The following is a 14,455-nucleotide window of genomic DNA, read 5'->3' as shown; positions in this document are numbered from 1 at the left end:
TGCCCGCCGACCGGCCCCGCACGCCCACCCGCTCGGCGGGGCCTCACAGTTCCACGTCCGGGTGCAGCCTCGCCACCGTCCAGACCCGCTGCCGCCGCACCGTCAGCGCCGTCACGGCGAGGGCGGCCACGGTGAACCCGGCCAGCACCAGGACGTCCCGCACCAGGTGCGCGCAGAGCCCGCCCGAGATGGTCACCCGGAGGCCGTCCACCAGGTACGTCATCGGGAGCAGCGGGTTGAGCGCCTGGAAGAAGCCGGGCGTGGTCGGCACCGGGTAGAGCCCGCCCGAGGCGGTCAGTTGGAGGATCAGCAGGACCAGGGACAGCACGTCGCCCGGTGTGCCGAGCAGCGTCCGCAGGCAGTGGTCGACCGCCACGAAGCACCCGGCGGCGAGCAGGAGCAGCAGGACGGTCACCACGGGGTGCAGCGGGTCGAGCCCGAGCGCCACGTCCACCACGCCGTACAGGACCAGCGCGCCGGCGCCGCCGAGCACGGCGCCCGGCAGCCAGCCGGCGACCGCCACCGTGACCGCGCCCACCCGGCCGGCCAGGGCGCGCCGGTTGACCGGGCGCAGCAGCAGGTAGGCGAACAGGCCGAAGACCCAGAGCGCGATGCCGAAGAAGAACGGTGCCAGCCCGCGCCCGTACACGCCCGCCGGGTGCAGGTTGTCCCGGTCGATGTGCACGGGCGTGCCCAGCACCTCGGCGGCGCGGGCCACCTGGTCGGGGTCGGTGGGCGGGATCCGGCCGAGCGCGTCGTCCACCGTCCGGGAGAGCGCGCCGGCGCCGTCGTGCGCCTTGTCCGCCGCGGTGCGCAGGCTCCGGGCGCCGTCGGCGACGGCGCCCAGGGCGCCCGTGACGGTGCCCGCGCCGTCGGCCACCCCGCGGGCCCCCGAGTCGATCAGCCGGACGGGGGTGTGCGCGTCGACGAGCCGCTGCTGCAGCGTGCCGACCTTCGACTGGATCTCCTGGGCGCGGGCCAGCGTCTGCTGCCCGCCCCGGTCCGCGGCGGCGGCCTGCGCGTCCAGCGTGCGCGCGGTGTCGTCGGTCTGCCGGGCGGCCTGCACGGCCCGCTGGTACCCCGCGTCGTCCCGGAGTTCGGGGTGCCGGTCGCCGAGACCGGTCAGCTCGGCGACGGCACGGGCGGTGCCCTGCTGCACCGCGGCCGTACCGCCGTGCACCGCGTGCAGCCCCTTGGCGGCCAGGTCCGCCGTGGTGACCAGGGTGGCGGCGGCTCCCGGCAGTTGGCGGGCCAGGTCGCGGTCGAGGTCCGCGGTGATCCGGTCGAGCCGGGTGACGGCCTCCGATATCTGCGCGGCCCCGTCGGCCAGTTGGGCCGAACCCTGCTGCAGGGCGGTGGTGCCGGTGGCGAGCGCGGAGGTGCCCTGCTGGGCGGTGGCCGTCGCGTCCACCAGCCGGTGGGCGCCGTCCGCCGCGGTGCTCAGACGCTTCTGCACGTCGGACAGTTCGGTGTAGGCGCCGCGGACGTACGCGGCGTGCGCGGCCGAGTCGACCTGGGCCTGGAGCTTGGACTGCACCACCTCGGTCATGATGCCGGCGATGTAGTTGTTGGCGTCGTTCAGCCGGATCCGGATGCCGGCCCGTTCCGGCCGGTCGCTGCCCCCGCTGGCCAGCCGGGCGCTGAAGTCGGCCGGGATCTCCACGGTGAAGAAGTACCTGCCGTGCTCCAGCCCGTCGTGTGCCTGCGCGGCGTCCGTGAAGCTCCAGCCGAACGTCCGGGAGGCCTTCAGTTGCGCGACCAACTGGTCACCGGCGTCGACCGGTTGGCCGTCGACGCTGTGCGCCGGGCGGTCCTCGTTGACGACCGCCACCGGGATCCGCTCGGTCCTGCCGTACGGGTCCCAGTTCGCCCACAGGTACATGGCGCCGTACAGCAGCGGGATCAGGCACAGCAGCAGGGGCACCAGCCGCCGTACCGGGCCGCGGAAGCGGCGCAGCTCCAGCAGCGCGAGTCCGACCGCCCTCATGCGCCGACCTCCGGCAGGCGGTCCGAGCTGAGCTGCGGCAGGGCGACCAGGACCGGGCCGGGCGACTGGGACGGCGGAGGTGGTGGCGGCGGCGACGGCGAAGGCGGTGGCGGTTCGGTGGCGCTCGTCAGGAGGGTGCAGCCCGTGGCGCGGACCCGCTCCAACGCCGTCCAGACGGAGGTGAGTTCGCGGTCCGGGCAGCCGAGGCCCACGTCGTCGGCGACGATCGCCGCAGGGTGCTCCGCGAGCGAGAGCGAGACGGCGAAGAGCAGGGCGGTGGCCGGGTCGAGGTCCTCGGCCAGGGTGCGCCCGGGCGGGTCGATCCCGGTGATCTCGAAGGCCTCGGCCAGCCGCGCGGCGGTCACCGCCCCGGCCAGGAGGCGCCGTTCGGCGATCAGCTCGTCCACCCGCAGCCGGCCCTCCAGCCCGACGGCCGGTTCGGCCCGGGCGACGGCGACGGCCTCCCGCACCCGGCGCCCGTCGGACGGGAGCAGGTACCGCCCGACCCGTACCGCTCCGGTGGCCGGTCGCATCCGGCCGGCCAGGGTGAGCAGCAGCGAGGTGCGCCCCGAACCGCCCGGCCCGTGCACCACCAGCAGCCCGCCGGCCGGGACCCGCAGGTCGACGTTGTCGAACACCGGCCCGCGTGGGCCTCGCACGCTCGCGCCGCGAGCTGTCACCTCGACGCCGATCATCTCCATTACCCGCAGGTAACCCGGAATCGGTCCGCCAATCACACCGGAGCACACCGGAGGCCCGGCGACTCGCCGCGGCCGGTCCTCTCCGCCGGGAGCCCGCGCGCCGCTTCCGGTACGCCGGTGTGTGCCCGGGCCGATCGAGGGCAGTCGAGCCGTACCGGAGACCGGGCGGCGAGTGCCCGGTCCTCCGTCCACCGGGAGGTTCGGCGATGGCGATAGCAGGCGTTCTCGCGCTGGCAGTGATGCTCTTCGGGACGGGCCTCGGCCTCGCCGTGGCGGCGGTCGGGCTGGTGGACGGCTCCGCCCGCCGGGTCGGCCGCCGCCGCGCCCGCTGAGGCGGCGACCCGCGCCGGCCGGGCGGCCGGCCACCGCCCGCGGAGGGGTCCGCGGCGTGACGCACACCGTGGACGCACCGCCGGACGCCGGGCTGTTCGAGCATTCCGCGCTGTTCCACCGCACGCCGCAGGAGTACGTGTGCGCCGTCGGGGACTTCGTCCGCGCCGCCGTGCAGGCCGACGAGCCCGCCTTCGTGGCCGTCCCCGCCGACCGGCTGGAGCACCTGGGCGAGTGGCTCGGAACGGACGGGAATGGGGACGGGGCCGAGTTCGCCGACACGGCGGTGCCGGGCCGCAACCCCGGACGGATCCCGGCGGCCCTCCAGGGCTTCGCCGACCGGCACCCCGGGCGGGCCGCGCGCATCCTGGGCGAGCCGGTCCGGGCCGGCCGCTCGCGCGCGGAGGTTCTGGAGGTGATCCGGCACGAGGCGCTCGTCACCACCGCCTTCGCCGGCCGCGCCGCCACCGTCCGGTGCCCGTACGACGTCACGGCCCTGCCGGTGGAGGCGGTCGCCGGCGCCCGGCGTACCCGTCCCACGCCGGTCGAGGACGGGCGCGACCTCGCCTCCGGCCGCGGCGGCCGGGGCCTGTGGATGATCCACCAGCCGTGCGACCCGGTCGAGGTCCGGGCCGCCGAGGACGGTCTGACCCTGCGTCTGCGCCTCGGGCCCTGAACGGCCGGACGCCGGAACGCTCGAACGGGCTCCCCGGCGGCGCCGCAGTGGACCGGGTGGCGGTGTGCGGATGCGCCCGGCCCGGGTGGGGGCGACGGTGAGGGAATGAGCATTCTCGTTGTGCTGGAGCTGGATGTACCGACGAACGTACGGATCCTGGGGCCGGGCCATCGGCCTGCGGACCCGCAAGGACCGGTCCGCAGGGCGCACGCCGCCCGCGCGGACCCGGACGCGTCGGGTGCCTGCGGCCCGCTCACCCTGTGCGGCCTGGAGACCGGCGACATGACGCTCGGTCCCCACCGGAGCGCCGACCTCGACGAGCCGTGGTGGCCCTCCCGCTGGCACGCGTGCAGCGTCTGCGAGACCGCCCGGCGGGACATCGCACCCCCGCCTCCCCCCGCCGCGCGGAGGGCGGCGCCCGCGGCCGCCCCGGCGGACCCCGCAACCCCGGACGGCGCCGCGCAACCCGAGCCCGAGCCCGAGCCCGACGCGGTGTCCGGCTGACCGTTCCGCACCGGCCGTCACAACGGCAGGTGTGACTCCGGCGGGACGGGGCAGGCGAGCGGCCCGACCCCGACCGCGGAGGTTCCCGATGCTCGCGCTCCTCTCCGTCCCGCCGCCGTCCCGCCACGGCCGACCCGGTCCCGGGTGGGGCGCACGCCTCGGCGTGCGCCCCACCCTTCGCGCGTCCCGACGGTCCTGACCCTTCGTGCGCGTGCGAGGGGTGCGCCACCGGCGCGGAAGGGTGCTCCGACGGCTCCCGGCGCGCCGCTGACGCCCCCGCGGGGTGAGGTAGCCTCGCCAACGGCCCGTCCGTCTGTCGTACGACTCCGGGGGCGGGCTCCTTGCTGGCGGAGAGCCGCCCTGGGCGGGAATGGCGCCGGGTGCACGGCCCGGTGGTCGACGAGGGGACAGTGGGGTCGGGCATGGGCGACACGAGGACGGGCGGCGCACTGCCGCAGGCGCGCAAGGGTGCGGTCGGCGCGGTCGGCGAGCCCGAACTGCGACAGTTGCTGGCGGGCCTGACGGCCGTTCGGGACGGCGATTTCGGCACCCGGCTGCCGGACGACGCCGACGGGCTGCTCGGCGAGATCGCCACGGTGTTCAACGGCATGGTGGACCAGCTGTCGCTGTTCACCTCCGAGGTGACCCGGGTGGCGCGCGAGGTCGGCACCGAGGGGCGGCTCGGCGGTCAGGCGGACGTCCCGGGGGTCTCCGGCACCTGGAAGGACCTCACCGACTCCGTCAACGCGATGGCGGGCAACCTGACCAGCCAGGTCCGCGACATCGCCCAGGTGGCCACCGCGGTCGCCAAGGGCGATCTGTCGCAGAAGATCGACGTGGCCGCCCGGGGCGAGATCCTGGAGCTGAAGAACACCGTCAACACGATGGTCGACCAGCTGTCCTCGTTCGCGGACGAGGTGACCCGGGTGGCCCGTGAGGTCGGCAGCGAGGGGCGGCTCGGCGGTCAGGCCCAGGTCCCGGGGGTCGCCGGCACCTGGCGGGACCTCACCGACTCGGTGAACTTCATGGCCGGCAACCTCACCGACCAGGTCCGCAACATCGCGCAGGTGACGACGGCGGTCGCCAGGGGCGACCTGTCGCAGAAGATCACGGTCGACGCCCGGGGTGAGATCCTGGAGCTGAAGAACACCGTCAACACCATGGTCGACCAGCTGTCCTCGTTCGCCGGTGAGGTCACCCGGATGGCCCGTGAGGTCGGCACCGAGGGTCGGCTCGGTGGTCAGGCCGACGTCAAGGGCGTCTCCGGCACCTGGCGGGACCTCACCGACTCGGTGAACTTCATGGCCGGCAACCTCACCGCGCAGGTCCGCTCGATCGCCCAGGTGGCCACCGCGGTCGCCGAGGGCGACCTGTCGCAGAAGATCACGGTGGCGGCCCGCGGCGAGATCCTGGAGCTGAAGGAGACCATCAACACGATGGTCGACCAGCTGTCCTCGTTCGCCGGCGAGGTGACGAGGGTGGCGCGCGAGGTCGGCACCGAGGGTCGGCTCGGTGGTCAGGCCGACGTCCGGGACGTGTCCGGCACCTGGCGCGACCTCACCGAGTCCGTCAACGTGATGGCCGACAACCTCACCGCGCAGGTCCGCTCCATCGCCGAGGTGACGACGGCGGTCGCCAAGGGCGACCTGTCGCAGAAGATCCGGGTCGACGCCCGCGGCGAGATCCTGGAGCTGAAGGAGACCATCAACACGATGGTCGACCAGCTGAGCGCCTTCGCCGACGAGGTGACGAGGGTGGCGCGCGAGGTCGGTACCGAGGGCAACCTCGGTGGCCAGGCGACCGTGCGCGGGGTCTCCGGCACCTGGAAGGACCTGACCGACAACGTCAACGTGATGGCGTCCAACCTGACCGGACAGGTCCGCTCGATCGCCCAGGTCGCCACCGCGGTCGCCCGCGGCGACATGTCCCAGAAGATCACCGTCGAGGCGAAGGGCGAGGTCGCGGCGCTCGCCGGTGTCATCAACACCATGGTCGACACGCTCTCCGCGTTCGCGGACGAGGTGACCCGGGTGGCCCGCGAGGTCGGCACCGAGGGCACCCTCGGCGGGCAGGCCCGGGTGCCGAACGTCGCCGGGACCTGGAAGGACCTCACCGACAACGTCAACTTCATGGCGCACAACCTGACCAGCCAGGTCCGCAACATCGCGCAGGTCACCACCGCCGTCGCGCAGGGCGACCTCACCCGCAAGATCGACGTGGACGCCCGGGGCGAGATCCTGGAGCTCAAGACCACCATCAACACCATGGTCGACCAGCTGTCCTCGTTCGCCGCCGAGGTGACCCGGGTGGCCCGCGAGGTCGGCAGTGAGGGCCGGCTCGGCGGCCAGGCCGAGGTCGAGGGCGTCTCCGGCACCTGGAAGCGGCTCACCGAGAACGTCAACGAACTCGCCGGCAACCTCACCCGGCAGGTCCGCGCGATCGCCGAGGTCACCAGTGCCGTCGCCGCCGGCGACCTCACCCGATCGATCACCGTGGACGCCTCCGGCGAGGTGGCCGACCTCAAGGACAACATCAACTTCATGGTGGAGTCCCTGCGCGAGACCACCCGGGCCAACGAGGACCAGGACTGGCTGAAGTCCAACCTGGCCCGGATCTCCGGCCTGATGCAGGGCCGGCGCGACCTCCCCGTGGTCGCCGAACTCATCATGGACGAGCTCACCCCGCTGGTCTCGGCCCAGTACGGCGCGTTCTACCTCGCCGAGGACACCGCGGCCGGCACCGAGCTGAACCTGATCGGCTCCTACGCCTACCCCGACGACGCCAACCGGCCGACCCGCTTCCGCCTCGGCCGCTCCTTCGTCGGCCAGGCGGCCCGCAGCAAGCGCACCATCGCCGTCGACGACCTCCCCGCCGACTACGTCAGCGTCTCCTCCGGCCTCGGCAGCACCTCGCCGGTCGGCCTGATGGTGCTGCCGATCGTCGTCGAGGACCAGGTGCTCGGCGTCATCGAGCTCGCCACCGTGCACACCTTCACCCCGGTGCACCGCGACTTCCTCGAACAGCTGATGGAGACCGTCGGCGTCAACGTCAACACCATCGTCGCCAACGCCCGGACCGACGAACTGCTCGGCGAGTCCCAGCGCCTCACCTCCGAACTCCAGGTCCGCTCCGAGGAACTCCAGGCCCGCCAGGAGGAGTTGCAGTCCTCCAACGCGGATCTGGAGGAGAAGGCGGCGCTGCTCGCCGCCCAGAACCGCGACATCGAGACCAAGAACCTGGAGATCGAACAGGCCCGCCAGGAGCTGGAGGACCGGGCGCACCAGCTCTCACTGGCGTCCAAGTACAAGTCCGAGTTCCTCGCCAACATGAGCCACGAGCTGCGCACCCCGCTGAACAGCCTGCTCATCCTCGCCCAGCTGCTCGCGCAGAACCCGACCCGGAACCTGACGGCCAAGCAGGTCGAGTACGCCGGCATCATCCACTCCGCCGGCTCCGACCTGCTCCAGCTGATCAACGACATCCTGGACCTCTCGAAGGTCGAGGCCGGGAAGATGGACGTCAACCCCGAACACATCCCGCTGCGCCAGCTGCTGGAGTACGTGGACGCCACCTTCCGCCCGCTGACCAGCCAGAAGAACCTGGAGTTCGAGATCGTCACCGCGGCCGGGGTGCCCGCCGAGCTGCTGACCGACGACTACCGGCTGCGCCAGGTCCTGCGGAACCTGCTGTCCAACGCGGTGAAGTTCACCGAGCGCGGACGCGTCGAGCTGCGGATCGAGCCGGCGGTCGGACCGCAGGTGCCGGAGGCGGCCCGCCGGGGTGGACCGGCCGTCGCCTTCCACGTGGCCGACACCGGGATCGGCATCGCCCAGCAGCACCTGGAGTCCGTCTTCGGCGCGTTCCAGCAGGCCGACGGCACCACCAGCCGCAAGTACGGCGGCACCGGCCTCGGGCTGTCGATCAGCCGGGAGATCGCCTACCTGCTCGGCGGCGCCATCACCGCCGAGAGCACCCAGGGCCTGGGCAGCACCTTCACCTTCTACCTCCCGGTCGCCCACCCCGACCTCGACCAGACGCCCGCGCAGGCCGCCCGGCCCGCCCTGGAGGCCGCCGTCGAGGCGGACCCGGACGCCGGTCCGGGTGCCGAGGCCCACCGGGCCGCACCCGCCGCCGCACCGCAGCGCAAGCGGCTGCTGGTCATCGAGGAGCGTCCGCGCGGCCTGCTGTCGCTGGTCGCGGAGAGCGCCGTGGCCGACCTCGCGGACCACGTCGACTTCGGGGACCCGCGCGGCCCGGTCGAGCTGATCACCGCGGTCGGGGCACAGGAGGCCGCGGCCGCGCTGGCCGCCAAGGCCTGCCACTGCGTCGTCCTGGAGCTCGACCTGCCCGAGGGCGCCGCCCTGCGGTTCCTGGAGGCGATGGAACGCGACCCCGCCCTGCACGGCGTGCCGGTGCTCGCCCACAACAACCGCCGGCTGGGCTCGGAGCAGGAACGCCGGCTGCAGGCCCGCGACGGCGTCCCGCCACTGGAACTCCTCTCCAGCCTGGACGAGTTGCGCGAGCGGATCACCCTCCACTTGAGCGCCGAACAGCCCGGTGACGTGCTGCCCCTGGTCCGCCCGGAGGACGTCGCGCCGATCGTCGCCCACCACGTGGACGGCACCCTCGCCGGACGGACCGTCCTCGTGGTGGACGACGACGACCGCAACCTCTACGCCATCACCGGCATCCTCGAACTCCACGGGATGCGGGTGCTCCAGGCCGAGAACGGACGGGCCGGCATCGAGACCCTCACCACCCACCCGGGCATCGACCTGATCCTGATGGACGTCATGATGCCGGAGATGGACGGCTACACCGCCACCACCGCGATCCGGGCGATGCCCCGGTACGCCGACCTCCCGATCATCGCGGTGACCGCCAAGGCGATGCCGGGGGACCGGGAGAAGAGCCTGGCCTCGGGCGCCACCGACTACGTCACCAAGCCGGTCGACGCGGCGGACCTGATCGACTGCATCCAGCGCAGGCTGCCGGCGTGACGCCTCGACCGGCCCACCGCGTACCCGCCGACCCCCCGAGGAGCAGCCCGGTGCACACCTCCCACCCGTCCGGGGAGCAGCAGCCGCACCCGGCGTGGCCGGCCGGCGAGGCCCCCGCGGCGGACGGCCCGGCAACGGCCGATGCCGCGGCAGCGCCCGATGCCGCGGAAGGGGCCGACGCCTTCCCGGCCGGGGGAGTGGTCGGGCGGCTGGCGTCGACGGTCGAGCGGCTGCGCCGCGAGGTCCAAGAGGCGCACGCCCGGTCCGACGGCCGGGCGCTGATCGACCTGGCCCGGGGCATCCTGGTCGAGCGGCTGGGCTGCGGCCCGAGCGAGGCGGCCCGACAGCTCGACAGCCTGGCCACCCAGGCGGCCTCCTCGCCGCTGGAACTCGCCGCCGACATCGTCAACCAGGCATCCCGGGACCAACTCGCCGACCTGGTCAAGGACTTCGTCACCGCCAGGGCGACCGTCCGACCGCAACCCGACCTCGCGGTCCGGCTGCGCAGTGCGGAGAGCGGCGCGCTCGCCGACGGCGACGTGCAGCGGGCCGCGCAGTCGCTGCTCGAACACGCCCTGGCCCCGCTCGGCGCCTCGGCCGTCGCGATCTGGGCGGCCCACGCGGACGGCTCGCTGACCCTGGCCGGGGCGGCCGGCTTCACCGCCGAGGAGACCGCACGCTGGCACCACGTGCCGCCCGGCGTGCTGACCCCCGCCCGGGGGGCCCTCGCCGAACGCGGCACCGCCCGCTACCAGGACCTCTCCGAGGCCGGCCCGCCGTCGATCGGGCGCCACGAGGTGCCCGGCGGCCGGGTCGCCGTGGTCTCCGGGATCGGCGGCCGGGTGATCGGTGTCCTGGAGATCTGCTGGCCCGGCCCGCTCCCGCCGCAACCACCCCAGATCCAGCGCCAGTTGGAGGCGCTCGCGGAACTGTGCGCCCATCCGCTGGAGAGCCAGCCCGGGTTCGCCGACGCCGCCCCGTCCGGACCGGACCCGGACACCCGGCTGGCGGAACTGCGCGACCTGGTGGACGGCCTGCTCGACCCGGCGCTGCTCCTGCAGCCGCACCTGGCCGCCGACGGCACCGTCACCGACTACCTGATCAGCCACGCCAACCCGCACTTCGTGGACTTCGCCGGCCGGCCGCGCGGCACCGTGGTCGGCGCGCTGCTGCTGGAGGCGTACCCGCTCGCCGCCGCCCCGGGCGGCCTGTACGAGAAGGTCGAGCGCGTCCACGCGACGGGGGAGTCGTTCCGGACGGCGGGCATGCCGCTGACGGCCCTGGTGGACGACGTGCCGTTGACCGCCGTCGCCCAGGTCGGGATCAGCCGGCACGCCGACCGGGTCGTCCTGGTCTGGCGGATCCAGGACGAGGCGCAGCGGGTGGCCAGCCTGTTGCAGCACGCCCAACGCCTGGGCCGGATCGGCGGGTTCGAGGAGAATCTGCGCTCGGGCGAGATCACCTGGAACGACACCCTGTTCGACCTGCACGGCGTGCCCCGCACGGCCGCGCCCATCCCGCTCACCCAACTGGCCGACCACGCGCACCCGGACGACGAGACCGGCATCGGCCGGTTCCTGCGGGCACTGCTGCACCACCAGCGCCCGGCGTCCACCTCCTTCCGGCTCCAGCGGCCGGACGGCATCGCGCGGCACATCCGGGTGGTCGCCGAACCCGTCCTCGGCCACAACTCCGCCATCACCGCCGTCCGCGGCGCCTACCAGGACGTCTCCGCGCAGCACTGGACGGAGGTCGCGCTCGCCGCCACCCGCGACCAACTCGCCCACAGCGAGCAGCAGGCGGCCGAACGCAACCGGCTCACCCTCCAGCTCCAGCACGCCATCATGCCCCCGAGCCGCGGCCCGCTGGACCTCGGTGCGCTGCGCATCGCCGTCCGCTACCGGCCGGCCGAGAAGGACCACATGGTGGGCGGCGACTGGTACGACACCGTGGTGCTGCCCACCAAGCAGGTGCTGCTGTGCGTCGGCGACGTCGCGGGGCACGGCATCGACGCGGCCACCGGCATGGTCGCGCTGCGCAACGCGCTGCGCGGCCTCGCGGCCACCGGTGCGGGCCCCGCGCAGCTGCTGGCCTGGCTGAACGCGGTCGCCCACCACCTCACCGACAACGTGACCGCCACCGCGATCTGCGCCCTGTTCGACCCCGGCACCCGGATGCTGCGCTGGGCACGGGCCGGCCACCTGCCGCCCGTGCTGGTCCGCGGCGGGGAGGCGAGCACGGTGCCCACGGTGAGCGGCATCCTGCTCGGGGCCATCGCCGAGGCCGACTACGCGGAGGGGGAACTCCAGCTGGAGACCGGCGACACGCTGCTGCTGTACACCGACGGTCTGATCGAACGGAAGGACCGCTCGTTGCAGGACTCGCTGCACCAGCTGCTGACCACGGTCCGGCGGCCCGACCGGTCCGGCGACCCCGACGACCTGGAGAGCCGGCTCGACCACCTGCTGACGTACAGCAGCGCGGACACCGACGACGACACCTGCCTGATCGGCATCCACCTGCGCTGACCGGCGCGCGGGCCCGCCGTCGGCCGGGCCCGCCGCGCCGCCGCTACCGGGCCGGGATGATGGCGGTCAGCCACTTGAACGCCGGGGCGACCAGCGGCTTCCAGGTCGAGGTCAGGTGCGGGCCGGTGGTCTCGTACGGGGTGACGGTGGTCGGGCTCTTCGCCGCCTGCTGGAGCGCCGTCGCGTCCTCCAGACCGTCGCCCTTGCGGCCGCTCTCGAACAGTGCGACGTTCGGCGGGGCGGCGGCGTGGGCGAGGAGGTAGAGCGGGTTGGAGGTCTCCCGCAGCTTGGCGTCCTTGGCGGTCAGCGAGGCGGGCTCGCCCGCCGGGTCGTTGTAGCCGGAGAAGCTGATCGCGGCCCGGTAGCGGTTCGGGTGGGCGAGGGCGAGCCGGGTCGCGCAGTGGGCGCCGGCCGAGTACCCGGCCAGGGCCCAGCGCTCCGGGGTGGTGTCGACCCGGAAGTTGTCCACCATCATCTGCGGGACGTCCCGGGAGAGCCAGGTGTCGGCGTTGACCTTGCCCGGGACGTCGGCGCAGCCGGTGTCGGTCGCGCCGAGCAGGGTGACCCGGGGGGAGACCAGCACGAAGGGCGCCACCTGACCGGACTTCATCAGGGGTTCGAGCTGGTTGATCACGTCCATGGTGCCGAACCAGGTGCTGGAGGCGCCGGGGTAGCCGGCCAGCAGCTCGACGACGGGAAAGGTCCGGTCCTTGTACGCCGGCTCGTCGTACTGCGGCGGCGTCCAGACCAGCACCTCGCCGTCGACGCCGGAGAGCCGGCCCTTGAGGTCGGTCTGCTTGACGCTCCTGGGCACGGCGTCGGAGTCCGCGGGGTGGAACGACTGCGCCACCTTGGGGGCCTGGGCGCCCGACGCGCCGGCCCGGTCGCCGGCGAGGCCCTTGTCCTCCGGCGGGAGGGGCACGGCCCGGACGTGGTCCGAGGTGCCCAGCAGGTCGCCCCAGCTGTCGTAGATCAGGTTCTGGTTGTTGACGAGGACGAAGACCAGCATCACGGCCGTGCACTGGCAGAACAGGATGCTGGAGAGGTACCTGATCGTCGGCCGCGGCCGTCTCCGCCGCTCCACGGCCGGCACCCGACCGGTGAAGACCCTTCTGCCTCTCCACTGGGCCATCGCCAGCAGGAGGGAGGCCACGAACAGGACGATCGTGAGGATGAGGAAGGGCGTGCCGGTCAGATTCATCGCGTTGTGGTACCCAGCTCCTGTGCCGCCGGGCCCTGCGCCCGGCGAGAGGAGTGACGGGACGGAACTGCCGTTCGGTTGCCCGTTCCTGGGTAAAGTCTGGGAGATATCTGTGGCTCGCGGCCCGGCCCACCCGCCCGGCCCGCTCCGCCCCCGCGGGCGGGCGGCGGGCCGGGCGGGTCCGGACGCCGCTCAGCGCGGCGGTACCGGGCGGTCGTAGACGTTGTCCGGGGTCGCGATCTCGGTGATCGCCCGGGCCAGCAGTGAGGAGGGCTCCTGGCCCTGGACGCGGACGTCCGTGTTGAGCAGCAGCACCAGGGTGGCCCGCTGCGAGGGCAGGTACACCGTCACGCTCTCGTAGCCCGGCAGGGATCCGTTGTGGCCGATCCACCCGCCGGTCTCCATGATGCCGAGGCCGTAACCGGTGCCCGGGAAGCCGGTCGGCAGCACCTTGAGTCGCTCCCGCTGGGTCCGCGGGCTCAGCAGCTCACCGGTGGCGACCACCTCGGCCCAGCGCCGCAGGTCCGCCAGGTTCGAGATCATCGCACCGGCCGACCAGGCCCAACTCGGGTTCCAGTCCGTGGCGTCCGCGATCGCACCGCTCGGCGTCTCGTCGGAGTAGCCGTGCGCGTGCGGCGAGGGGAACTCGGCGCCGCGCGGGAACAGCGTGTGGTGCAGCCGGGCCGGGCGGAGCACCCGCTGCCGCAGGAAGTCGCCGAGGGCGCGGCCGCTGACCTTCTCGATCACCAGGCCGAGCAGGACGATGTTGGAGTTGGAGTACTGGAACGTCTCGCCCGGCCCGGCGGTGTTGTCGTGCCGGAAGCCGTACGCGAGCAACTCCCGCGGGGTGAAGGAGCGGTGCGGATCGCTCTCCAGGTCCCGCACGAAGTCCGGGTCCGAGCTGTACGGGAACAGCCCGCTGCGCATCTCGGCGAGCTGGCGGAGGGTGATCCGGTCGCCGCACGGCACGCCGTCGACGTACCGGGAGACCGGGTCGTCCAGCCCGATCCTGCCCTCGTCGACCAGTTCGAGCAGGGCGGTGACGGTGAACGTCTTGGTCTCGCTGCCGATCCGCGAGAAGAGGCCGGTGGTCATCGGCGTGCCGGTGGCGGTGTCGGCGACGCCGCTGGCGCGGACGTAGCTCCCCCGGCCCGGCAGCCACAGCCCGACCACGACGCCGGGGATGCCGGCCTGCCGGCGGACCTCCTCGACGGCCCGGTCCAGCCGGGAGGTCACCTCGGGCCCGAGGCCGCCCGGTGGGAAGCCGTCGGGGTGGGTGCGGTCGACGGCGGTGGCGGGGACGGCCGCGGCGGGGGAGGCGGTGGCGGGTGCCGCCGCGGTCGGTGCCAGCACGGAGACCGCGAGGAGGGCCGCGGCGAACAGCCGGCGGGAGGGGGTGCGTCGCATGGGGCAACGTCACCACCCGGACCCGGGCCGCAGGTCCGCGCCCGCGGACCGTGCTCCGGCGAGTCCACTCGTTCGGCGCCACCGGCGCGGCGGACGGCCGCCCCGGGGAGCGCAGCGGCGT

Annotated in this window: 9 protein-coding genes; 5 read left to right on the top strand and 4 right to left on the bottom strand. The window is 73.9% G+C overall.

The annotated features are described in order from the left end of the window. Positions 1 to 43 precede the first annotated feature (43 nt). Both ACIOFR_RS19490 and ACIOFR_RS19485 read right to left on the bottom strand, forming a co-directional pair. Entirely contained in the window at positions 44 to 1,987 is a 1,944-nt protein-coding gene (locus tag ACIOFR_RS19490) for a YhgE/Pip family protein (RefSeq protein WP_400998745.1), read from the bottom strand. Next, positions 1,984 to 2,688: an ATP-binding cassette domain-containing protein gene (locus ACIOFR_RS19485; protein ID WP_400998742.1), complete on the bottom strand. Its 705-nt coding sequence runs from the start codon at positions 2,686 to 2,688 to the stop codon at positions 1,984 to 1,986. Before ACIOFR_RS19485 ends, ACIOFR_RS19490 begins: the two co-directional genes overlap by 4 nt. A gap of 206 nt (positions 2,689 to 2,894) precedes the next feature. On the opposite strand from ACIOFR_RS19485, the gene ACIOFR_RS19480 reads away from it, so the two are divergent. The 5 genes from ACIOFR_RS19480 (at position 2,895) to ACIOFR_RS19460 (ending at position 11,726) form a co-directional block, all read left to right on the top strand. Then, positions 2,895 to 3,020, top strand: a complete 126-nt coding sequence (locus ACIOFR_RS19480) for a hypothetical protein (protein WP_400998739.1) — start codon at positions 2,895 to 2,897, stop codon at positions 3,018 to 3,020. 56 nt (positions 3,021 to 3,076) lie between these two features. After that, positions 3,077 to 3,694: an MEDS domain-containing protein gene (locus ACIOFR_RS19475; RefSeq protein ID WP_400998736.1), complete on the top strand. Its 618-nt coding sequence runs from the start codon at positions 3,077 to 3,079 to the stop codon at positions 3,692 to 3,694. A gap of 105 nt (positions 3,695 to 3,799) precedes the next feature. Beyond that, the gene (locus tag ACIOFR_RS19470) at positions 3,800 to 4,198 is read left to right on the top strand and encodes a hypothetical protein (protein ID WP_400998733.1); all 399 of its coding nucleotides are present in this window, start codon (positions 3,800 to 3,802) and stop codon (positions 4,196 to 4,198) included. Positions 4,199 to 4,620: 422 nt separating this feature from the next. Then, positions 4,621 to 9,198, top strand: coding sequence for a HAMP domain-containing protein (locus ACIOFR_RS19465; protein ID WP_400998730.1), 4,578 nt, complete (start codon positions 4,621 to 4,623; stop codon positions 9,196 to 9,198). A 50-nt stretch (positions 9,199 to 9,248) separates the two neighbouring features. Next, a complete protein-coding gene (locus ACIOFR_RS19460; protein ID WP_400998727.1) occupies positions 9,249 to 11,726 on the top strand; it encodes a SpoIIE family protein phosphatase in 2,478 nt (825 codons plus the stop codon). Between the two features lie 43 nt (positions 11,727 to 11,769). Here ACIOFR_RS19460 and ACIOFR_RS19455 read toward each other — a convergent pair whose 3' ends face one another. Next, positions 11,770 to 12,927 carry an alpha/beta hydrolase gene (locus tag ACIOFR_RS19455; protein WP_400998724.1) on the bottom strand — a complete coding sequence of 386 codons (1,158 nt, stop codon included), beginning with the start codon at positions 12,925 to 12,927 and terminating at the stop codon, positions 11,770 to 11,772. 192 nt (positions 12,928 to 13,119) lie between these two features. Beyond that, the gene (locus tag ACIOFR_RS19450) at positions 13,120 to 14,334 is read right to left on the bottom strand and encodes a serine hydrolase domain-containing protein (protein WP_400998721.1); all 1,215 of its coding nucleotides are present in this window, start codon (positions 14,332 to 14,334) and stop codon (positions 13,120 to 13,122) included. Between the last annotated feature and the right edge of the window lie 121 nt (positions 14,335 to 14,455).

This window comes from Kitasatospora sp. NPDC088346 (assembly GCF_044740765.1).
Lineage (GTDB): Bacteria > Actinomycetota > Actinomycetes > Streptomycetales > Streptomycetaceae > Kitasatospora.
The sequence above is the reverse complement of the archived record's forward strand: the minus strand, read 5'-3'. Positions and strand labels throughout refer to the sequence as shown.